This is a genomic window from Inquilinus sp. OTU3971 (assembly GCF_038440215.1).
The window spans coordinates 15,991-35,159 of the sequence record NZ_JASATH010000071.1 but is presented as its reverse complement, the minus strand read 5'-3'; the positions used below and the strand labels follow the sequence as shown (position 1 = coordinate 35,159).

Genomic DNA, 19,169 nt, shown 5'->3' with positions numbered 1-19,169 from the left:
CCGCCATTCCGCTCATCGCTGGTGACGGCGCCATCGACCAGATGGATCCGCCGGTCCATCCGGGCCGCCAGGTCGACGTCATGGGTCACCGCCACCACGGTCTTGCCGCGCTCATGCACCAGCGCCGAGAGGATGGCGAAGACCTGCTCCGAGCTGTGGGAATCGAGGCTGCCGGTCGGCTCGTCGGCCAGCAGCAGCGGCGGGTCGTTGGCCAGCGATCGCGCCACCGCCACGCGCTGGCGCTGGCCGCCGGACAGTTGGTCCGGCCGCTTGCCGCGATGGTCGGCGAGGCCGAGCGCGTCGAGCAGCGCATCCGCCCGCTCGCGCATCTCCCGGGCGCCGAGGCGGCCCAGCTTGCGCATCGGGATCTCGACATTCTCCCGCGCCGTGAACTCCGGCAGCAGGAAGTGGAACTGGAAGACGAAGCCGATCGACTCCAGCCGCAGCCGGGCCCGGCCGCGCTCGTTCAGCGCCGCCGAATCCTGCCCGGCGATGCTCAAGGTCCCGCCGGTCTGGCGGTCGAGCAGGCCGAGCAGGTAGAGCAGCGAGGACTTGCCGGAGCCGGAAGGGCCGGTCACGGCGACCAGCTCGCGCTCGCCGATCGCCAGCGACACGTCCTTGACCAGCGTCACCGGCACCGTCTCCGGCAGCACTCGGGTCAGGCCCTCGGCCTCGATGAGCGCGCTCATGTCGCCCCCCGGATGATGTCGACCGGGTTCAGCTTCGCCGCCTGGCGCGCCGGCAGGTAGCCGGCGATGCCGGCGGCGGCCAGGGCGAAGCCGGCGGCGATCAGATAGTGCCAGGGGCTCCAGGTCAGCGGCAGCTTGGTGATCTCGCGCCCCACCGTGCCGCCGGAGATGTGCAGTTCCACCTGCGACAGGCCGAAGCACAGGGCGAAGCCGAGAAGCCAGCCGACCAGCGATCCGGCGAGGCCGAGCGTCAGCCCCTCCAGCAGGAACAGCCGGCGCATATCCCGCGCCTCGAAGCCGAGCGACTTCAGGATGGCGATATCGCGCGCCTTCTCATGGGTGATGGTCGAGACGATGTTGAAGATGCCGAAGCCGGCCACCAGCAGGATGGCGCCGACCACCGTGTACATGATGATGTTGCGGATGACGAAGGCCTCCAGCAGGGATTCGTTCGCCTCCTGCCAGGCCACCGCCTTGTAGCCGATCAGCGCTTCGGCCCGCTTGGCCACCGCCGGCGCCGCGGCCGGGTCGTCCAGCTTCAGCCGGATCTCGTTGATGGCGTTGGGGCGCTCGCTCAGGATCTGCGCGATCTTCAAGAGGACATACCCCTCACCCTCGTCGCGGGCGGTGACGCCGGTGTGGAACAGGCCGACGATCTTGACCGCGCGGCTCTGGCCGGTGGCGGAGACCAGGGTGACGGTGGTGCCGAGATCGGCGCCCAGCCGCTTCGCCAGGCTGTCCCCGACCACGATGTTGTTGCCGCCGGCGATCAGGGAATCGAAGCTGCCCTGGCGGAAATCCTGCGCGATCGAGGAGATGCGCGCCTCCTGCCGCGGCTCGACGCCGAAGATGCTGATGCCGATGTCCTGGCCGGCATAGCGGATCACGGCCTGGGTCTTCAGGCTCTTGGACATCTTTCCCGGGATCCAGGCGCTCAGCGCCGCCACCGCCGCGGTCGGGTTCAGGATGCCGCGCCGGTCGTCCCGGGGCCGCAGGCCGGCGATCGCGACCGCGTCGAATTCGTCCTCCGCCGGCTGGCGCGCCGCAGTCCGCCGCTCGTCGGTGATCTGGACATGCGGCATGGTGTCGATCAGCTGGGCCACGAAGTCGTCCTCGCCGCCCTGCATCAGCGCCGCCATGGCGATCGAAAAGCCGACGCCCAGGGCGGTGCCCAGGATCGCGACCAGCGTCTGCCGGCCGCGGCCGATGATGTGGGTGACGGCGAGGTCGAGCAGCAGCCGCATGGCTCAGCCCTCCGGCGCCACCCGGGCGCCGTCGGCCAGCGCCTCGGGGAAGGGGGTGATCACGCGGTCGCCCTCGGCCAAGCCAGATTGCACCTCGATGTCGCGGATGCCGCGGATGCCGGCCGCGATCGTCCGGCGCCGGGCCCGGCTGTCGGCGTCGACCACGAAGACGGCGTCGCCGTTCACCGCCTCGGTCGGGACCAGGAGGGCGTTCGGCACGGTGCGGTTGACGATGTTGACGTCGACCGTCATGCCGATCCGCACCGGCGTGTCGTCCGGCAGGGCCAGGCGCACGCGGTAGGTCTTGGCCACCGGGTCGCCCTTCGGCGTGATGCTGTCGACCGTGGCCGGCAGCGCCTGGCCGGGAAAGGCGTCGGCGCGCAGCAGCGCGGTCTGCCCGACCGCGACCAGGGGGATATCCTCCTCATTGACGTCGGCGATGACCCAGAGCGGCTTCGGCTCGCCGACCCAGAACAGGATGGTGCCGGGGTCGACGATCTCGCCGACCTCGCCATCCTTGCGCAGCACCAGGCCGCGCATCGGCGCGCGCAGGACGTAGTTCTCCAGCTTCGCGGTCTGGCCGGCGATCATCGCATCCAGCCGCGACAGCTCGCTGCGCGCCTGGTCCAGCGCCTGGACGCTGGCGACGGCGCGGCCGGCCAGGACCATCTGCCGGTCGTGCTCGGCCGCCGCCAGCTTCTGCCGCGCCTTCAGCTCGGCCAAAGTCGCTTCGGCCTCGCGGCTGTCCAGCCGGGCCAGCTCCGCGCCGGGCTCGACCGGCTCGCCCTCGCAGTCGCACAGCGCCGTGATCCGCTCCTGGATCAGCGGCGTCACCTTGGCCCAGACTCGCGGCTCGATCACGCCGGTGGCGTAGACGATCTGCGCCGCCTCGCCGCGCCTGGGCGCGACGGTCGCGACCGTCGCGGGGCGGCCGAACAGCCAGAACGCAGCGCCGGCGATCAGCACCAGCACCAGGACGGCGGACAGGATGCGGATGGTCTTCACCTGCGGCTCCGGAAGCGGCGAGTCGGCGAGAATATATATACGATACAGTATCGTTTCGATATATGATTCCGGAACAGGATCGGAGGGCGCGATGTGACGACAGCGGAAATCGGGGGAAAGCGGGCGCCGGGGCGGCCGCGCAGCCGGGCGGCGGAGGAGGCGATCCTGAAGGCGGCGCTGGCGCTGTTCCTGGACCATGGCGTCGAGGGCGCCAGCATCGAGCGCATCGCCAGGCGGGCCGGGGTCGGCAAGACCACGATCTACCGCCGCTGGTCGTCCAAGGAGGAGCTGCTGGCCCAGGCGATGGGCCGAGTGCGCGAGAATGCCGAGCGCGACATGGGCGTCACCGATTTCCGCGATTTCGCCGAGATGCCGCTCGGCCCGACGCTGCGCCTGATGATGGAGACGGGGGCCGAGCTGATGGCGAGCGACGAGAACCGCAAGCTGCTGGCCCGCCTGATCGGCTCGGTGCAGAGCCACCCGCGGCTGATGGCGATCTACTGGGAGACCTATCTGCGGCCGCGGCGCGAGGCCTTCGGGGTGATGCTGGACCAGGCGAAGGCGCGGGGTGAGCTGCCGGCCTCGGCCGACACCGCCATGCTGCAGGACATGATGGGCGGCGCCATGCTGCACCGCCTGCTGATCGACCCGGCGCCGCCGACTGCCGAGGATCTGCGCGCCTACCTCGCCCGGCTGCTGCAGCAGCTTGGGCTGACGGAGCCGGCAGGGGGATAGCGCCGACAGGTCCTTGCTTGCGAGATGTTTCAAGCTTAAAGTATCTCGCAGGAGGGACTGGCATGACCGCAGCTTCATCCCTGGGAGGGCGCCACGCCCTGGTCACCGGCGGCGGCAGTGGGATCGGCGCCGCGGTCGCGGCGGCGCTGACGACGCGCGGCGCAACGGTCACGGTGCTGGGCCGGACCGAATCCCGCCTGGCTGAGACCGTCGCCGCCGGCAAGGCAGGCGCCTATGCCATCGCCGACGTCACCCAGCCGGAGCAACTGGAAGCGGCCATGGCCCGGCTCACCTCCGAGCACGGCCCGGTCGACATTCTGGTCAACAATGCCGGGGCGGCGGAAAGCGCGCCCTTCGCCCGCACCGACCGGGCGCTGTGGGACCGGATGATCGGCCTCAACCTCGGCGCGGTCTACGAGGCCACGCGACTGGTGCTTCCGGGCATGGCCGAGCGCGGCTGGGGCCGGGTGATCAGCATCGCCAGCATCGCCGGGCTGACCGGCTTCCCCTATGTCGCCGCCTATTGCGCCGCCAAGCACGGCGTCATCGGCCTGAGCCGGGCGCTGGCCCGCGAGTTTGCGACCAAGGGCGTCACCGTCAACGCCGTCTGCCCCGGCTACACCGACACCGAGCTGGTGCAGGTCGCGGTCGCCCGGATCGAAGGCAAGACCGGCCGCAGCCCGGACGAGATCCGGGCCGAGCTGATCCGCGGCAACCCGCAGGGCCGCTTGATCCAGCCGGAGGAGGTGGCGGCCGCCGTCGCCTGGCTGGCCGGGCCGGAGGCGGCGAGCGTCAACGGCATCGCGCTGCCGGTCGCCGGCGGCGAGGTCATGTGAGGCCGGAATGACCCAGATCCCCATCGCCCCGCCGCTCTCCGCCTATCGGGCGCAGCACGTCCTGTGGTCGGTCGAGGGCAAGGTGGCGACCGTCACCCTGAACCGGCCCGAGCGGAAGAACCCGCTGACCTTCGACAGCTATGCCGAGCTGGTGGCCATCTTCCGGGCGCTCGCCGCCGACGATGCCGTGAAGACGGTGGTGGTGACCGGGGCCGGCGGCAATTTCTGCTCCGGCGGCGACGTGTTCGAGATCATCGCGCCGCTGCTCGACCGCGACATGGCCGGCCTCTTGGAGTTCACCCGCATGACCGGCGACCTGATCAAGGCGATGCGCGCCTGCCCGCAGCCGGTCGTGGCCGCGGTCGACGGCGTCTGCGCCGGGGCCGGGGCGATCCTGGCCATGGCGTCGGATCTGCGCCTCGGCACGGCGCGCAGCCGCACCGCCTTCCTGTTCACCCGGGTCGGCCTGGCCGGCTGCGACATGGGCGCCTGCGCCATCCTGCCCCGCATCATCGGCCAGGGCCGGGCGTCGGAGCTGCTGTACACCGGCCGCAGCATGGAAGGGGTCGAGGCCGAGCGCTGGGGCTTCCTGAACCGGCTGGTCGAGCCCGAGGCGCTGCTGCCGGAGGCGACGGCACTGGCCCGGTCGCTGGCCGACGGCCCGACCTTCGCCCATGCCATGACCAAGCGGATGCTGCACCAGGAATGGGACATGGGCGTCGACCAGGCGATCGAGGCCGAGGCCCAGGCCCAGGCGGTGTGCATGCAGACCCGCGACTTCCGCCGCGCCTATGAGGCCTTCGCCGCCAAGTCCCGGCCGGTCTTCGAGGGGAACTAGGCGATGCCCGACCGCAGCTTCCTCGACTGGCCCTTCTTCGAGGACCGCCATCGCGCCTTGGCGGCGGAGCTCGACGCCTGGGCAGGCGCCACCTTGCCCCGGCTGGTCGACCATCACGACGTCGACGGCTCCTGCCGCCGGCTGGTGGCGGCTTTGGGCCGGGCCGGCTGGCTGCGCCATGCCGTCCCTGCCAGCCATGGCGGCGCATCCGACCGGCTGGACGTCCGCAGCCTGTGCCTGATCCGCGAGATCCTGGCCCGGCATGACGGGCTGGCCGATTTCGCCTTCGCCATGCAGGGACTGGGCACCGGCCCGGTCACCCTGTTCGGCAGCGACGCGCTGAAGGACCGGATCCTGCCGCCGGTCCGCGACGGCCGCGCCATCGCCGCCTTCGCCCTGTCGGAGCCGGAGGCCGGCTCCGATGTCGCCGCCACCGGCACCACGGCGGTGCCGGACGGGCCGGATGCGGTGCGGATCGACGGCGAGAAGACCTTCATCTCGAATGGCGGCATCGCCGACCACTATGTCGTCTTCGCCCGCACCGGCGAGGCGCCGGGCGCCCGCGGCCTGTCCGCTTTTCTGGTGCCGGCCACAGCACCGGGCCTGATGGTGGCGGAGCGGATCGAGGTGATCGCGCCGCACCCCCTGTCGACGCTGCGCTTCCAGGGCTGCCGGGTGCCGCTCGCCGACCGGATCGGCGGGGCGGGGGAGGGGTTCAAGGTGGCGATGGCGACGCTGGACGTGTTCCGCTCCACCGTCGGCGCCGCGGCGCTGGGCTTCGCCCGCCGGGCGCTGGACGAGGCTCTGGGCCGGGCCCGCGGCCGCAAGATGTTCGGCGGGGTGCTCGGCGACCTGCAGCTCAGCCAGGCGGCCCTGGCCGAGATGGCGACCGAGATCGACGCCAGCGCGCTGCTGGTCTATCGCGCCGCCTGGGCCAAGGACCACGGCGCCGTGCGGGTCACGCGCGAGGCGGCGATGGCCAAGATGCACGCCACCGAGGCGGCGCAGCGCGTGATCGACCGGGCGGTGCAGCTGTTCGGCGGCCTCGGCGTCACCCGCGGCGTCAAGGTCGAGGAGCTGTATCGCGAGATCCGCGCCCTGCGCATCTACGAGGGCGCCACCGAGGTCCAGAAGATCGTCATCGCCCGCCAGCTGCTGGCGGAAACGGAATGACGGCCTAAGAAACGGGAGAGGCGAGATGGAGACGAACAGCGCGCATGTCGACAGCTTCGCCCGCGACAACCTTCCGCCGCGGGAGCAATGGCCGGAGTTCCGCTTCACCCTGCCGGTGCTGCAGTATCCGGTGCGGTTGAACTGCGTCGCCGAGCTCTTGGACCGCCACATCGCCGAGGGGCATGGCGGCCGGCCCTGCCTGATCGCGCCGGGCGTCGAATGGTCCTATGCCGAGCTGCTCGACCGGGTCGACCGGATCGCGCAAGTGCTGGTGCGGGATCTCGGCCTGGTGCCGGGCGACCGGGTGCTGCTGCGCTCGGCCAACAACCCGATGATGGTCGCCAGCTACCTGGCGGCGCTGAAGGCCGGGGCGGTGGTGGTCGCCACCATGCCGCTGCTGCGCGCCAAGGAGCTGGCTTTCATGATCGAGAAGGCCCGGGTGCGCCTCGCCATCTGCGACGTCCGGCTGCTGCCGGACCTGGAGGCGGCGCGGGGCCAGGCCCCGGTGCTCGAGCACATCCTCACCTTCGGCGGCGGGACCGAGGCCGACCTCGAGGCCCGCGTGGACACGGTGCCGGCCGGCTTCGCGGCGGTCGACACGGCGGCCGAGGACATCTGCCTGATCGGCTTCACCTCCGGCACCACCGGGGTGCCGAAGGGCACGATGCACAACCATCGCGACCTGCTGGCGATCTGCGACGCCTATTCCCGCCAAGTGCTGCAGCCGAACGACTCCGACCGCTTCATCGGCAGCCCGCCTTTGGCCTTCACCTTCGGGCTCGGCGGGCTGGTGCTGTTCCCGATGCGCGCCGGCGCCTCCACCGTGCTGCTGGAACGCGCGTCGCCGCCGGAGCTCTTGGACGGCATCGAGCGCTTCCGCCCGACCATCTGCTTCACCGCCCCCACCGCCTACCGCGCCATGCTGGCGCAGCGGCCGGGGCGCGACCTGACCAGCCTGCGCCGCTGCGTCTCGGCCGGCGAGGCGCTGCCCGCCGCCACCTTCGAGGCTTGGCGCGACGCCACCGGCATCGAGATCACCGAGGGCATCGGTGCCACCGAGATGCTGCATATCTTCATCGCCTCGCGCCCCGGCGCGGTGCGGCCGGGATCGACCGGCACGGTGGTGCCGGGCTACGAGGCGAAGATCGTCGACGACGATTTCAACGAGCTGCCGGCGGGCGAGGCCGGACGCTTGGCGGTGCGCGGGCCGACCGGCTGCCGCTATCTCGCCGACGACCGCCAGCGCGCCTATGTCCATGACGGCTGGAACCTGACCGGCGACACCTACCGCCGCGACGCCGACGGCTACTTCTGGTACCAGGCGCGGTCGGACGACATGATCGTCTCCTCCGGCTACAACATCGCCGGGCCGGAGGTGGAGAACGCGCTGCTGACCCATCCGGCGGTGCAGGAATGCGGCGTGGTCGGCGTGCCTGACCCGGACCGCGGCCAGATCGTGAAGGCCTATGTCGTGCTGAAGCCCGGCCATGCGCCGGACGCCGCGACCCGCAAGGCGCTGCAGGACCATGTGAAGGCCGAGATCGCGCCCTACAAATACCCGCGGGCGATCGAGTTCCTGGAGCGGCTGCCGCGCACCGAGACCGGCAAGCTGCAGCGTTTCCAGCTGCGCCGCATGGCCACCGAAGTCCCCGCAGCCCCCGCGAAGGCCTCATGAACGACACCCGCCGCGTCCCGATCTCTAGCGCTGACCTGCCGGCCGCCGCCTTCACCGCCCGGCAGCCGATCCGGTTCGAGCATTGCGACACCGCCGGCATCGTCTTCTTCGCCCGGTACTTCACCATGATGCAGGGCGCAGTGGAGGAATGGTTCGCGGCGGAGCTCGGCCTCGACTATGCCGACATCATCCAGCGCCGCCGGGTCGGGCTCGGCTATGTCCGGGCCGAATGCGACTACGTGACGCCGGCGCGGCTGGGCGACGTGCTGGGCCTGACCCTGCTGGTGGAGCGGGTCGGCCGCAGCTCGATCGGCCTGGCCTTCCACGGCCATCGCGGCGGCGAGCCGGCGCTGGTCGGGCGGCTGGTGCTGGTGACCACCGATATCAACGAGGCGGCGTCGATCCCGATCCCGGCGGACATCCGGGACGCGGTGGATTCCTATCAGCGGAGATGCGCGACGTGACGATGATCGATCAGCCGGCTGCCGGTGGCCTGGTGACGCTGCAGCCGGAAGGCTGGCCGGCGCCGAAGGGCTATGCCAACGGCATGATGGGGCGCGGCCGGGTGGTCTTCGTCGGCGGCCAGATCGGCTGGGATGCCGAGGGCCGCTTCGCCGAGGGGATGGTCGGGCAGATCGCCCAGGCGCTGCGCAACATCCTGGCGGTGCTGGCCGCGGCCGGCGCCGGGCCGCAGCACATCGCCCGGCTGACCTGGTATGTCACCGACATGGAGGCCTACCGCGCCAATCTGAAGCCCCTTGGCCGTGCCTATCGCGAGGTGATGGGCGCGCATTACCCGGCCATGGCGGTGATGCGGGTGATCGAACTGGTGGAGCGCGACGCGCTGGTCGAGATCGAGGCCACCGCCGTGCTGCCGGAGTGACGGGGATGACCGCCCCCCGCTATGACGACCCGGACTGGTGCGAGCGCGAGTACAACCCGCGGGTCACGGTGCCGGACATGGCCGCCGTCTTCGGCCGCTGGCTCGAGACCGCCGCGGCCACGCGGGCGCGGCTGCCGCACCAAGCCGGCATCGCCTATGGCGCCGATCCGCGCGAGACGCTGGACCTGTTCCGCGCCGACCGGCCGCGCGGCGCCGTGGTGTTCATCCATGGCGGCTACTGGCGCGCCTCGTCGAAGGACGAGGTGTCCTGGGCGGCGGCGGCGCTGGTGCCGGCCGGCTTCACCACTGTGGTGCTGAACTATCCGCTGTGCCCGCAGACCACCGTCGCCGGCATCGCCGAAAGCTGCCGCCGGGCGATCGCCTTCGCCTGGACCACCCTGCTGGGCGAGGCCGAGCGGCGCTGCCTGATCGTCAGCGGCCATTCCGCCGGCGGCTACCTCACGGCATCGATGCTGGCGACCCACTGGGCGGTGCGCGGCCTGCCGGTTGCGCCCTTCGCCGGCGGCCTGTCGATCTCCGGCGTGTTCGACCTGCGGCCGCTCTTGCGCACCAGCATGAACGAGCTGATCCGCCTGTCGCCGGAGCAGGCCTCGGGCTGGAGCCTGCACGAGACGCCGCAGCCGGCATCGGGCGCGCCGCTGGAGCTGCTGGTCGGCGGCGACGAGCCGGCGGAGTTCCACCGCCAGTCGGCGCTGATGGCCACGGCTTGGCCGCGCCTCGCCCGCACGCCGATCGCGGTGCCGGGCCGGCACCATTTCGACGTGGTGGAGGAGATCGGCCATCACGGCACGCCGGTCTTCGACGCCCTGCTGCGGCTGGCGCGTCACCCCTCCGGCGCCAGCCAGCCGCGGTAGCGGACGATCAGCCCGGTCCAGGGGTGGCGGATCTCGACGTGGAAGCGGAACCGGCCATCCGCCGCGGTCTCCCAGGCCTCGCCGCCGGGGGCCAGGGCCGGCGGCATCGGCAGGCCCAGCAGGCTCCAGCGCCGCACCACCAGGCGCAGCCGGTCTCCCTCCAGCACCAGCGCCAGCCCGACCCGCACCGGGCCGAAGCGCTCCTCCAGCAGACCCTCGGAGCGGCCGCGTCCGGCCCGCTGGGTGCTGGCGAAGGCGCGGCCGGCGAAGCGGCGGCGCCAGGTCTCGACCCCGTCCCGGATCCGGAAGGTCACCTCGACCGGCACGTCCCGTCCGGCCTTGGGGAAGCCGATCAGTGGCGCCACCAGCCGGGCCATCAAGCCGGTGCCGCGCTCGACCTCGGCCCGGCCGGCGACGCGCCTGTCGTCGGACAGGTCGTGCATCGCCCGCACCGGCTCCGGCAGCTCGGCCCACGCCTCGCCCAGGGCGCGGCGGTACAGCGGCTGCCCTGCCGTCGCGGCCGAGACCTCGCGGCAGCCATGGACGATCGCCCGGCCAGCAAAGAGCGGCTGGTAATCCGCCAGCTCCAGCGCCTCGGTGGCGGCCCGGGCCCCGGGCGCGGGGCGCTGGCCCTGCAGCCGGCGCAGGATCACCGCGGCCGCGGCCATCGACGGGATCAGCGGCCCGTCATCGCCCTCGGCCAGCATGTGCCAGGACCGCTCCACCTGTTCCCTCGCCGCGTTGCGACCTCGGACGATCACGATCATGCCGCCGCGATGCTCGCCCCAGCGCAGCCGGTTGATGGCGGCGTGGAACAGCGGCGCCAGCGGCCGCAGCGTCGGGATCAGCCCGATCCGCACCAGCCGGGCCAGGGCGTTCAGGCCGCGATGCAGGATAGCCGGCACCGGGCCGGCGCCGATCCAGATTCCGCGCAGCCCCGGCCACAGCGCCGGCAGCAGTCGCAAATCGGGCACGTCGACCAGGGAGAAGCGGGTGCTGCGCAGCGGCAGCCGGCCCGGCGGCGCGATGGTCCAGCGCCGCGTCTCGACCAGCGCCCGGCCGGTGGCGGCCGCGCCGTCGCGGGTCAGCCGTACCTCCCGACCGGCATAGGAGGCGATGGCGCGGATCACGTTCAGCCCGACCCCGGCATAGGGTGAGGGCGCGATCCCGCCCTCGATGCTGTCCACAGGGGCCAGGCCTCGGGCGAGATGCCGGACCACGGCCGCGGTCAGCACCGGAAAACTGCTGACGCCGGACAGGACGGCGACGCCGCGGGCCTTGGCGGCTTCGTCGAACCGGCCGATCCCGGCCACGAAATCGGCGCCGTCGGCCAGGTCGAGATAATCGGCGCCGGCGGCGATGCAGGCCTCGACCACGCGGTACGGCGCATCGCCATAGGCCTGGAACGGGCCGGTGGCGTCGACGACGATGTCCGCCCCGGCGGCGGCGATCTGGGCCGCATCGCCGTCGCGGTCGAAGGCCAGCGGCGCCGTCTCGGCCGCGCCGCCCAGCGTCCGGCAGAACGCCTCCGCCTTCGCCTGGGACCGGCCGGCGATCAGCAGCGTCAGCCGGGGCTCGCCGGCCAGCAGCATGGCCAGCCGGCCGCCGAAGGTGCCGTATCCGCCCAGGATCAGGATTCGCAGGCGATGATCGCCGCTCATGTCAGGAAGCGGTCCTCCTGTCCCGGCACCGGCAGCATGCAGCTGTCGCTGCGGCCGAACAGGCGCAGGCGGTTGCGGGCCAGCAGGCCGTACAGCCGCTCACGCCAGCCGAAGGGCAGGACCAGCAGCACCGCCGCCAGCGACCAGGGGAAGCCGAGGCCGAGCGCGGTGCGGATCACGCTCTCCGACTTCAGCCAGGCGACACCGTCGGCCAGCAGGATGTTGGTCTCGTAATCCTCGGGGTCGAGCCCGTAATGGAGATACAGCGCGCGGCCGGTCCGGGACTGCGCCGGCAGCAGCCGGAAGCGCTTCGCCGTGTCATGCTTCAGGATGAACCGGGCCTAGCCGGAGCACAGGACGCAATGGCCGTCGAACACGATCACCGGCCGGTCGTCGGCGAAGGCCGGCACCGCCGAATCCTGCCGCCAGCTATAGGGTTCCCGCTCGATCATGCCGCTCCGGCCCGCTTGGTTGCTGCCGGATGGAAAGGCTAGGGCATCGGCCGGGTGGGCGCGCTGCGACGGATTGTCGGCGGATCGAGGTGGGACGCCGCGCATCAGTATTTCCTTGATCGGAGGCGGATGGGCGGGTCGACTGTCCGCAAAACCGATCGGGAGGACCACATGGCGACGTCGCTGGCCGATCATTTCCGCCAGATGGCCCGCAACAACGCCTGGGCCAATGCCCGGCTGCACGCGGCCTGCCTGCGGCTGACGCCGGAGGAGTTCGCGGCCCCGCGCACCGGCTTCTTCCCATCGCTGCGGCGGACCCTGAACCACATCCTGATCGTCGACCGCTCCTATCTGGCCGATCTGAAGGGCCCTGGCCGGCGCTATCCGATCGACCCGATCCCCTATCCCGATGCGGTCGACCTGGCCGCCGCCCAGGCCCGGACCGACCGCGACCTGGTCCAGTTTTGCGATGGCCTGGACGAGGTCGGTCTCGACCGGGTGGTGCCGATCGACCGCCGTGACGGCGTCGCCTATCGCGAGACGGTCGCGGCGATCCTGTCCCACCTGTTCCAGCACCAGATCCACCATCGCGGCCAGGCCCATGCCATGCTGTCCGGCACGCGGGTGGCCCCGCCGCAACTCGACGAGTTCTTCCTCGCTTCCGACGCGCCGCGGCGCGAAGCCGAGCTGAAGCGGCTGGGGCTGGAACGGCGATAGGCCGGTTCAGGCGCTCTTGTCCCGCCCCAGCTGCGCTTCGACCAGCGCCTCGGCGGCCCAGACGATTGCCCGGCCGGGGCCGTCGCGGCCGCTCAAGGTCTGGCTGATCGCATAGGCGCCCTCGACCAGCAGCACCAGCCCGTCGGCCAGCGCCTGGGGATCGGGCGCGCCGAGCGCCTCGGCCAGGCGCAGCAGGCGCTGCCGCAGCTCGCGCTTGTTCGCCTCGGCCACCCGGCGGCCGGGGTGGCTCGGCTCCGGAAACTCGGTGGCGTCATTGGTGAAGGGGCAGCCGCGATAGCCCGGCACGGTGGTGCGGTCGGCCAGGTATTCCATCATCGCCCGCAGCTGCGCCCGCGGATCGCCCTCGTGCTTGGCGAATGCCCGGTCCCAGCGGCGCCAGTAATCGGCGTTGCGGTCCTCGAGATAGGCGACGACCAGGTCATCCTTGGACGGGAAGGCGCGGTACAGGCTGATCTTGGCGACCCCCGCCTCCTTGGCGATCGCGTCGACCCCGACCGCGCGGATACCCTGGCGGTAGAACAGGTCGTCGGCGGCGGCGAAGATCCGGTCGCGCGCCCGTTTCGGCGCGGCCTCGGGAATCGGGGTGGTGCTCGTCTCCGTCATCGCGGAACCCTTGACATGTAACCGATCGGTTCGTACCTCTTTCGAACCGACGAACCGATCGGTTACATTTGGGCCGAAGCGCGGCCTTTGTCCATCCCGGATCCGGAAAGGGATCATCGATGACCGCCCTTGTCGCGCGCCTGCTGTCAGGCCGGGCGCATTACGGTTGGATCGCGGCTGCGGTCGCCTTCTTCGTCCTGCTCGCCGCCGCCGGCGTCCGGGCCACGCCCAGCGTGCTGATCGTGCCGCTGGAGCAGGCGTTCGGCTGGAGCCGCGACACCATCTCCTTCGCCATCGGCGTGAACATCTTCCTCTACGGGCTGATGGGGCCCTTCGCCGCGGCGGCGATGCAGCGCTTCGGCATCCGGCCGGTGATCATCTTCGCCCTGGCGGTGCTGGCCGCCGCCGTCTCCGGCTCGACCCTGATCACCCAGGAATGGCAGCTGGTGTTGACCTGGGGCCTGTTCGTCGGCTTTGGCAGCGGCATCGCCGCGATGGTGTTCGGCGCCACCATCGTCAACCGCTGGTTCCAGGAGCGGCGCGGCCTGGTCATGGGCCTGTTGACCGCCAGCACCGCCACCGGGTCGCTGGTGTTCCTGCCGATCCTGGCCGCGGTGGCGGAGAGTTACGGCTGGAAGCCGGTGGCCTGGGTGGTTGCCATCGCCGTGGCCGCGATGATCCCGGTGGTGTTCCTGCTGCTGCCCGAGCGGCCGCAGGATGTCGGCCTGTCGCGCCTGGGCGAGGCGCCGGGCGCCGCGCCCGCCGTCGCCACCGGCAACCCGATTCTCACCGCCTTCCGCATCCTCGGCCGGGCGTCGAAGAAGCGCGACTTCTGGCTGCTGGCCGGCAGCTTCTTCGTCTGCGGCCTGACCACCAACGGGCTGATCGGCACCCATCTGATCGCCGCCTGCATGGACCAGGGCATCCCGGCCACCACCGGCGCCGGCCTCCTGGCCGCCATGGGCATCTTCGACCTGATCGGCACCACCGCCTCGGGCTGGCTGTCTGACCGCTATTCCAGCCGCAAGCTGCTGTTCTGGTATTACGGCCTGCGCGGCCTGTCGCTGATCTACCTGCCGTTCTCCGGCTTCAGCTTCTACGGCCTGTCGGTCTTCGCCGTGTTCTACGGCCTCGACTGGATCGCCACCGTGCCGCCGACCCTGAAGCTGACCAACGACGCCTTCGGCAAGGACGACGCGCCGGTGGTGTTCGGCTGGATCGCCGCGTCGCACCAGGTCGGCGCCGCCACTGCCGCCTTCGGCGCCGGGGTGATCCGCACCGCCATGGACGGTTATCTCGTGGCCTTCCTGATTGCCGGCGTGATCTGTGTCGCCACCGCCTTCATGGTGCTGGCGATCGGGCGCGGCCAGCGCCCCGCCACGGGCCGACTGGTCGAAGCCACCGCCTGACCCTGGACACCGGGGCGGAGGGAAGCCCTGTCCCGGCGGTTCCGGGGGTGGTCATCCGCCGCCTCGCGCGGCAGTCTCTCCGGCAACGACTCGTACTCCCGGGGAGAGGTTTCATGGCGGACAACTGCGCCCAGGCGATCATCGACGCCTTCACCCGCAGCGGCGTGGACACCGCCTTCGGCATCCCCGGCGTGCACACGCTCGAGCTGTACCGCGCCCTCGGCCGCAACGGGCTGCGCCATGTCGCCGTGCGGCACGAGCAGGGGGCGGCCTTCATGGCCGACGGCCACGCCCGGGCCAGCGGCCGGCCGGCGATCTGCGTCCTGATCACTGGTCCCGGCCTGCTCAACGCCGCCACCGGTATCGGCCAGGCCTATTCCGACAGCGTGCCGATGGTGGTGCTGTCCACCGTCAACGCCCGCCCCGATCTCGGCCTCGGCCGCGGCGAGCTGCACGAGATGCGCAACCAGCGCCTGGCGATGGAGGGGCTGGTCGCCTCCGCCTTCACCGTGGTCGACCCGTCCCAGGCCCGTGCCGTGGCCGATCTCAGCCTGGCGCGGATGACGCTGGGCCGGCCGCGGCCGGTCTATATCGAGCTGCCGCTCGACATCGCCACCGCCGAGGCGCCCGCGGACGCCGGGGCGTTGCCGCCGCTGCCGCCGCCGGCGCCGAACCCGGCGGCGTTGGCGCAGGCGGCCGGGCTGCTGCGCGGGGCGAAGCGGCCGATGATCCTGCTCGGCGGCGGTGCCGTGGGCGCGGCCGCCGCGGCCCGGCGCCTGGCGGAGAGCCTGGGGGCGGTCGTCGCCTGCTCGATCGCAGGCAAGGGCATCGTCCCCGATGACCATGCGCATTCGATTGGCGCCCGCATCGGCACGGGCGAGGGCCAGCGGCTGGTCGGCGAGGCCGATGTCGTGCTCGCCGTCGGCACCGAGCTGGCGCTGAACGACCGCTGGTCGCCGCTGCGCCTGCCGGCCGCGCTGATCCGGGTCGACCTCGACCCCGACGTGCTGGTGCGCGACCACCGGCCGGCGGTGCCGCTGCTCTGCGACGCCGGGTTGGCGCTGGAGGGGCTGGCCGCTTCCCTGTCCGACCTGCGCGGCCGCACGGTCTGGGCCGGCGACCTGGTGCCGGTGCGGCAGGCCGCCGACACGGCGGAGTTCGGCGACAAGCCCGGCCATCTGGCGTTCCTGGCGAAGCTGCGCGACGCGCTGCCGGACGATTCGGTGGTGGTCACCGACATGACCCAGATCGCCTACACCGGCAATGTCGTGTTCCCGGCGCGGCAGCCGCGCGGCTGGCTGCACCCGGTCGGCTTCGGCACGCTGGGCTACGCCCTGCCGGCGGCGATCGGCGCCAAGCTGGCGCGGCCGGAGGCCCAGGTGGTGGCGCTGGCCGGCGACTACGGGCTCGGCTTCACCTGTCAGGAACTCGGCACCGCCGCCGATCTCGGCCTCGGCCTGCCGGTCGTGGTCTGGAACAACCGCGGCCTGGGCCAGATCGCCTATGGCATGGACAAGGCCGGGATCGACCGGCTCGGCGTCGACATCGAGCCGCCGGCCTTCGACGCCATGGCGGCGACCTATGGCTGCTTCTATGCCGAGGTCGACGACCCACGCCACCTGCCGCAGCGCCTGGCCGCCGCCTTCGAGGACAGCAGGCCGACCCTGATCGAGGTCGCGGCGGCATAGGAACCACCGTTCGCCGCCGGCCATTGCCTGGGTGGAAGGTCCGCCTCCCGCGGCCCGTCTATCTGACCATGGAGAGCGGCATGACCGAACGCCTCGTCGGACGCAGGATCGCCGTGCTCGTCGCCGACGGCTTCGAGCAGGTGGAGATGACCGAGCCGGTCAAGGCCCTGAAGCAGGCCGGCGCCAGGGTCGACATCGTCAGCCCGGAAGCCTCGCAGGTGACCGGCCACAATCATCTCGACAAGGGCGACAGCTTTCCGGTCGACGTGCCGCTCGATCAGGCCGCGTCCGACGGCTATGACGGCCTGCTGATCCCGGGCGGCGTCCACAGCCCGGACCGGCTGCGCACCGACAAGAAGGCGCTCAGCTTCGTCCGCGGCTTCTTCGAGGCCGGCAAGCCGGTGGCGGCGATCTGTCATGGGCCGCAGCTGCTGATCAGCGCCGGGGTGGTCGAGAACTGCGAGATGACCGGGTACAAGGCGATCCAGATCGATCTGCGCAATGCCGGCGCCACGGTCTACGACCGCGAGGTGGTGGTCGACCAGGGTGTGGTCACCAGCCGGTCGCCGGACGACCTCCCGGCCTTCAACGCCAGGATGGTCGAGGAGTTCGCCGAGGGCGAGCACAGCGGCCGGATGGCCGGCTGAAGTCTCAGCGCTGCCGTTCGCGGCGGAGGGCGGCGAGACGCGCGGCCACGGCGGGTTCGGCCAGCGCCTCGCCGGCCGGCCGGTCCAGCCGCCGGCGCCAGTTCGGATACTCGTCGATGGTGCCGGGCAGGTTCGGCTGCTGGTCCAGCCCCAGCGCGTCCTCCAGCGGCACCAGCGCCAGCCGCGACGGGCTGCGGGCGACGAAGCGCACAGCGGCATCGACCACCGGGCCGGTGTCGTCCGGCTCCGGCCCGGCGCCGACCGCCTGCCACAGCCGGCCGCGGTCGGCGTCGCGCTGCGCCATCTCCGCCGCGCCGCTATCGGCGTATTGGCCAAGCTCCGCTCGCGCCGCGATGTCGGTGCCGCGCCACCAGCCGGCCACCGGCGGCAGGTCGTGGGTCGAGCTCATCGCCACGGCGCCGGCATCCCAGCGCTCGGCCGGCTTGAAGCCGACGCCCTCGCGCTCGAACCACAGCACGCGCATGCCGGCCACGGCATGGTCGGCCAGCCGGCCGGCGAAGCCCCAGGGCAGGGTGCCCAGGTCCTCGCCGATCACCACAGCGCGGTGCCGATGCGATTCCAGCGCCACCAGCCGCAGCAGGTCCGCGGCCGGATAGGTCAGGTATGCGCCCTCGGTCGGCGCCATACCGTCCGGCACCAGCCACAGCCGGGCCAGCCCCATGACATGATCGATGCGGATGCCGCCGGCATGGCGCAGCGTCGCCCGCAGCGTGTCCAGGAAGGGCGCGAAGCCGGCCTCGACCATCGCCCGCGGCGAGATGGCCGCCAGCGTCCAGTTCTGGCCGTCGGCGTTGAAGGCGTCGGGCGGCGACCCGATGCTGGCGCCGCCCAGCACGTCGGCCGGGCGGCTCCAGGCATGGCTGCCGGTGGCGTCCATGCCGACGGCCAGATCGGCGATCAGGCCGATCCGCAGCCCCGCCGACCGGCTCTCGGCCTGGGCGGCGGAAAAGGCGCGGTCGGCCAGCCATTGCAGGAACAGGTGGAAGCGGACCTCGCGGTCCTGCGCCGCCGCGAACTCCGCCACCGCACTGCCGGCAGGATCGCGCAGCGCCGCCGGCCAGCGCCGCCAGTCGCGATCGGCGGGATCGGCGGCCAGGCGGGCGGCCTGCAGCGCCTCGAACCGGGCATGGTCCTGCAGCAGGGCCCCGCCGGCCCGGACGAAGCCGGCGAAATCCTCGGCCAGGCCGCCGCCGGCTCCGGCGTCGACGCCGTCGAACAGGGCGCGGAACAGCGCCAGCTTCGCCCGTGCCGCCGCCGGCCAGTCGATCAGCGCCGCCGCTTCGCCCTGCCGCAACGCCTCGCCGACACCCGCCGCCCGGATCGCGGCGGCGACCCGGCCCTGGCCGAACAGCGCGGTGGGATCGGCCAGCAGCGGGTTCAGGAACAGGCGGCTGGACGGGGAATAGGGGCCGAAACGCTCGGGCTCCGCCGTGAACAAGGCATGGGTCGGGCTCAGCGCCAGGGCGTCGGCGCCGGCGCGGCCGGCCGCCCGGGCCAGCTCGGCGATGCCGCGGCTGTCGCCGATGCCGCCATCGCCGGGACGGCGCAGGCCGTAGATTTGCGCCGCCAGGCCCCACATCCGGCCGCCGCGGGCGACCTCGTCCAGGCTGAAGCAGCGCGGCGGCGCCACCGCCAGCGTGATCTCGCGGTCGTGCAGTTGCAGCCGGTGATAGCCGGGCCGGTCGATCGGCGACACCCAGCAGCGCCCGTCATCGCCGGGATGGACGGTGATGTCGGTTCTCTCGCCCGATTCCAGGAGCAGGAGGGCGGCGCCCGTGCCGGCCTCCGGCGGCAACGGGATCGACTGGCCGGCCACGCCGGTGACCAGGGGCGGCACCGCCGCCGTATCCCCGTCCGCGCCGATCAGCGCCAGCAGCCGCTCCAGCGTCTCCCGCGCCACGCTGCGGGCTTGGCCGGTGACGTCGGTCCATTCGGGCGCGATGCCGGCCCGGCGGGCCCGGTCGCGCAGGGCGTCGTCGGCGAGATCCAATGCAACA

The 19,169-nt window shown here is 72.2% G+C and carries 19 protein-coding genes; 12 read left to right on the top strand and 7 right to left on the bottom strand.

Annotated elements, in window-relative coordinates; all coding sequences use genetic code 11:
- The 3 genes from AAHM41_RS18755 to AAHM41_RS18745 form a co-directional block, all read right to left on the bottom strand.
- Positions 1 to 689, bottom strand: a 689-nt coding sequence (locus AAHM41_RS18755; RefSeq protein ID WP_342238088.1) for an ABC transporter ATP-binding protein, incomplete at its 3' end; no start/stop codon positions are given.
- The gene (locus AAHM41_RS18750; RefSeq protein WP_342238087.1) at positions 686 to 1,933 is read right to left on the bottom strand and encodes an ABC transporter permease; all 1,248 of its coding nucleotides are present in this window, start codon (positions 1,931 to 1,933) and stop codon (positions 686 to 688) included. The genes AAHM41_RS18755 and AAHM41_RS18750, both read right to left, overlap by 4 nt.
- Positions 1,934 to 1,936: 3 nt before the next feature.
- Entirely contained in the window at positions 1,937 to 2,938 is a 1,002-nt protein-coding gene (locus AAHM41_RS18745) for an efflux RND transporter periplasmic adaptor subunit (protein WP_342238086.1), read from the bottom strand.
- A 93-nt stretch (positions 2,939 to 3,031) separates the two neighbouring features.
- Between AAHM41_RS18745 and AAHM41_RS18740 the strand changes: the two genes are divergently transcribed.
- From AAHM41_RS18740 to AAHM41_RS18705, 8 genes are all read left to right on the top strand, one after another.
- Positions 3,032 to 3,673, top strand: a complete 642-nt coding sequence (locus AAHM41_RS18740; protein WP_342238085.1) for a TetR/AcrR family transcriptional regulator — start codon at positions 3,032 to 3,034, stop codon at positions 3,671 to 3,673.
- Positions 3,674 to 3,735: 62 nt separating this feature from the next.
- Complete coding sequence (locus tag AAHM41_RS18735) at positions 3,736 to 4,509, top strand: SDR family NAD(P)-dependent oxidoreductase (RefSeq protein ID WP_342238084.1); 774 nt, start codon at positions 3,736 to 3,738, stop codon at positions 4,507 to 4,509.
- Between the two features lie 7 nt (positions 4,510 to 4,516).
- Positions 4,517 to 5,347, top strand: coding sequence for an enoyl-CoA hydratase family protein (locus tag AAHM41_RS18730; RefSeq protein WP_342238083.1), 831 nt, complete (start codon positions 4,517 to 4,519; stop codon positions 5,345 to 5,347).
- 3 nt (positions 5,348 to 5,350) lie between these two features.
- A complete protein-coding gene (locus tag AAHM41_RS18725; protein ID WP_342238082.1) occupies positions 5,351 to 6,520 on the top strand; it encodes an acyl-CoA dehydrogenase family protein in 1,170 nt (389 codons plus the stop codon).
- A 25-nt stretch (positions 6,521 to 6,545) separates the two neighbouring features.
- Positions 6,546 to 8,195, top strand: coding sequence for a benzoate-CoA ligase family protein (locus AAHM41_RS18720; RefSeq protein WP_342238081.1), 1,650 nt, complete (start codon positions 6,546 to 6,548; stop codon positions 8,193 to 8,195).
- Positions 8,192 to 8,659: an acyl-CoA thioesterase gene (locus AAHM41_RS18715; protein WP_342238080.1), complete on the top strand. Its 468-nt coding sequence runs from the start codon at positions 8,192 to 8,194 to the stop codon at positions 8,657 to 8,659. Before AAHM41_RS18720 ends, AAHM41_RS18715 begins: the two co-directional genes overlap by 4 nt.
- Positions 8,660 to 8,661: 2 nt before the next feature.
- A complete protein-coding gene (locus tag AAHM41_RS18710) occupies positions 8,662 to 9,078 on the top strand; it encodes a RidA family protein (protein WP_342238091.1) in 417 nt (138 codons plus the stop codon).
- Positions 9,079 to 9,083: 5 nt separating this feature from the next.
- Positions 9,084 to 9,953: an alpha/beta hydrolase gene (locus AAHM41_RS18705; protein ID WP_342238079.1), complete on the top strand. Its 870-nt coding sequence runs from the start codon at positions 9,084 to 9,086 to the stop codon at positions 9,951 to 9,953.
- On the opposite strand, the gene AAHM41_RS18700 is transcribed toward AAHM41_RS18705, so the two are convergent.
- On the bottom strand, positions 9,923 to 11,614 hold the full coding sequence (locus AAHM41_RS18700; protein WP_342238078.1) for a DUF4166 domain-containing protein: 1,692 nt from the start codon (positions 11,612 to 11,614) through the stop codon (positions 9,923 to 9,925). The genes AAHM41_RS18705 and AAHM41_RS18700 overlap by 31 nt on opposite strands.
- Positions 11,611 to 11,943 (bottom strand): thiol-disulfide oxidoreductase DCC family protein, encoded by a 333-nt coding sequence (locus tag AAHM41_RS18695; RefSeq protein ID WP_342238090.1) that lies wholly within the window; start codon positions 11,941 to 11,943, stop codon positions 11,611 to 11,613. The genes AAHM41_RS18700 and AAHM41_RS18695 overlap by 4 nt, the downstream gene beginning before the upstream one ends.
- A 294-nt stretch (positions 11,944 to 12,237) precedes the next feature.
- Here AAHM41_RS18695 and AAHM41_RS18690 point away from each other — a divergent pair, with 294 nt between their 5' ends.
- Positions 12,238 to 12,783: a DinB family protein gene (locus AAHM41_RS18690; protein ID WP_342238077.1), complete on the top strand. Its 546-nt coding sequence runs from the start codon at positions 12,238 to 12,240 to the stop codon at positions 12,781 to 12,783.
- A gap of 6 nt (positions 12,784 to 12,789) precedes the next feature.
- Here the strand turns inward: AAHM41_RS18690 and AAHM41_RS18685 are convergent, their stop codons facing one another.
- Positions 12,790 to 13,407, bottom strand: a complete 618-nt coding sequence (locus AAHM41_RS18685; protein ID WP_342238076.1) for a TetR/AcrR family transcriptional regulator — start codon at positions 13,405 to 13,407, stop codon at positions 12,790 to 12,792.
- 119 nt (positions 13,408 to 13,526) lie between these two features.
- On the opposite strand from AAHM41_RS18685, the gene AAHM41_RS18680 reads away from it, so the two are divergent.
- The 3 genes from AAHM41_RS18680 (at position 13,527) to AAHM41_RS18670 (ending at position 17,151) form a co-directional block, all read left to right on the top strand.
- The gene (locus AAHM41_RS18680) at positions 13,527 to 14,816 is read left to right on the top strand and encodes an MFS transporter (RefSeq protein WP_342238075.1); all 1,290 of its coding nucleotides are present in this window, start codon (positions 13,527 to 13,529) and stop codon (positions 14,814 to 14,816) included.
- A gap of 113 nt (positions 14,817 to 14,929) precedes the next feature.
- A complete protein-coding gene (locus AAHM41_RS18675; protein WP_342238074.1) occupies positions 14,930 to 16,504 on the top strand; it encodes a 5-guanidino-2-oxopentanoate decarboxylase in 1,575 nt (524 codons plus the stop codon).
- 80 nt (positions 16,505 to 16,584) lie between these two features.
- Entirely contained in the window at positions 16,585 to 17,151 is a 567-nt protein-coding gene (locus tag AAHM41_RS18670; protein ID WP_342238073.1) for a type 1 glutamine amidotransferase domain-containing protein, read from the top strand.
- Between the two features lie 4 nt (positions 17,152 to 17,155).
- Here AAHM41_RS18670 and malQ read toward each other — a convergent pair whose 3' ends face one another.
- Entirely contained in the window at positions 17,156 to 19,162 is a 2,007-nt protein-coding gene (gene malQ / locus AAHM41_RS18665; RefSeq protein ID WP_342238072.1) for a 4-alpha-glucanotransferase, read from the bottom strand.
- Between the last annotated feature and the right edge of the window lie 7 nt (positions 19,163 to 19,169).

Excerpts from the sequence above, each read along its gene's own strand:
- AAHM41_RS18705 (WP_342238079.1), top strand. The coding sequence starts at position 9,084 with ATGACCGCCCCCCGCTATGACGACCCGGACTGGTGCGAGCGCGAGTAC.
- AAHM41_RS18675 (WP_342238074.1), top strand. The coding sequence starts at position 14,930 with ATGGCGGACAACTGCGCCCAGGCGATCATCGACGCCTTCACCCGCAGC.
- AAHM41_RS18710 (WP_342238091.1), top strand. The coding sequence starts at position 8,662 with ATGATCGATCAGCCGGCTGCCGGTGGCCTGGTGACGCTGCAGCCGGAA.
- AAHM41_RS18690 (WP_342238077.1), top strand. The coding sequence starts at position 12,238 with ATGGCGACGTCGCTGGCCGATCATTTCCGCCAGATGGCCCGCAACAAC.
- AAHM41_RS18680 (WP_342238075.1), top strand. The coding sequence starts at position 13,527 with ATGACCGCCCTTGTCGCGCGCCTGCTGTCAGGCCGGGCGCATTACGGT.
- AAHM41_RS18685 (WP_342238076.1), bottom strand. The coding sequence starts at position 13,407 with ATGACGGAGACGAGCACCACCCCGATTCCCGAGGCCGCGCCGAAACGG.
- AAHM41_RS18700 (WP_342238078.1), bottom strand. The coding sequence starts at position 11,614 with ATGAGCGGCGATCATCGCCTGCGAATCCTGATCCTGGGCGGATACGGC.
- AAHM41_RS18750 (WP_342238087.1), bottom strand. The coding sequence starts at position 1,933 with ATGCGGCTGCTGCTCGACCTCGCCGTCACCCACATCATCGGCCGCGGC.
- AAHM41_RS18730 (WP_342238083.1), top strand. The coding sequence starts at position 4,517 with ATGACCCAGATCCCCATCGCCCCGCCGCTCTCCGCCTATCGGGCGCAG.
- AAHM41_RS18670 (WP_342238073.1), top strand. The coding sequence starts at position 16,585 with ATGACCGAACGCCTCGTCGGACGCAGGATCGCCGTGCTCGTCGCCGAC.
- AAHM41_RS18725 (WP_342238082.1), top strand. The coding sequence starts at position 5,351 with ATGCCCGACCGCAGCTTCCTCGACTGGCCCTTCTTCGAGGACCGCCAT.
- AAHM41_RS18720 (WP_342238081.1), top strand. The coding sequence starts at position 6,546 with ATGGAGACGAACAGCGCGCATGTCGACAGCTTCGCCCGCGACAACCTT.
- AAHM41_RS18735 (WP_342238084.1), top strand. The coding sequence starts at position 3,736 with ATGACCGCAGCTTCATCCCTGGGAGGGCGCCACGCCCTGGTCACCGGC.
- AAHM41_RS18715 (WP_342238080.1), top strand. The coding sequence starts at position 8,192 with ATGAACGACACCCGCCGCGTCCCGATCTCTAGCGCTGACCTGCCGGCC.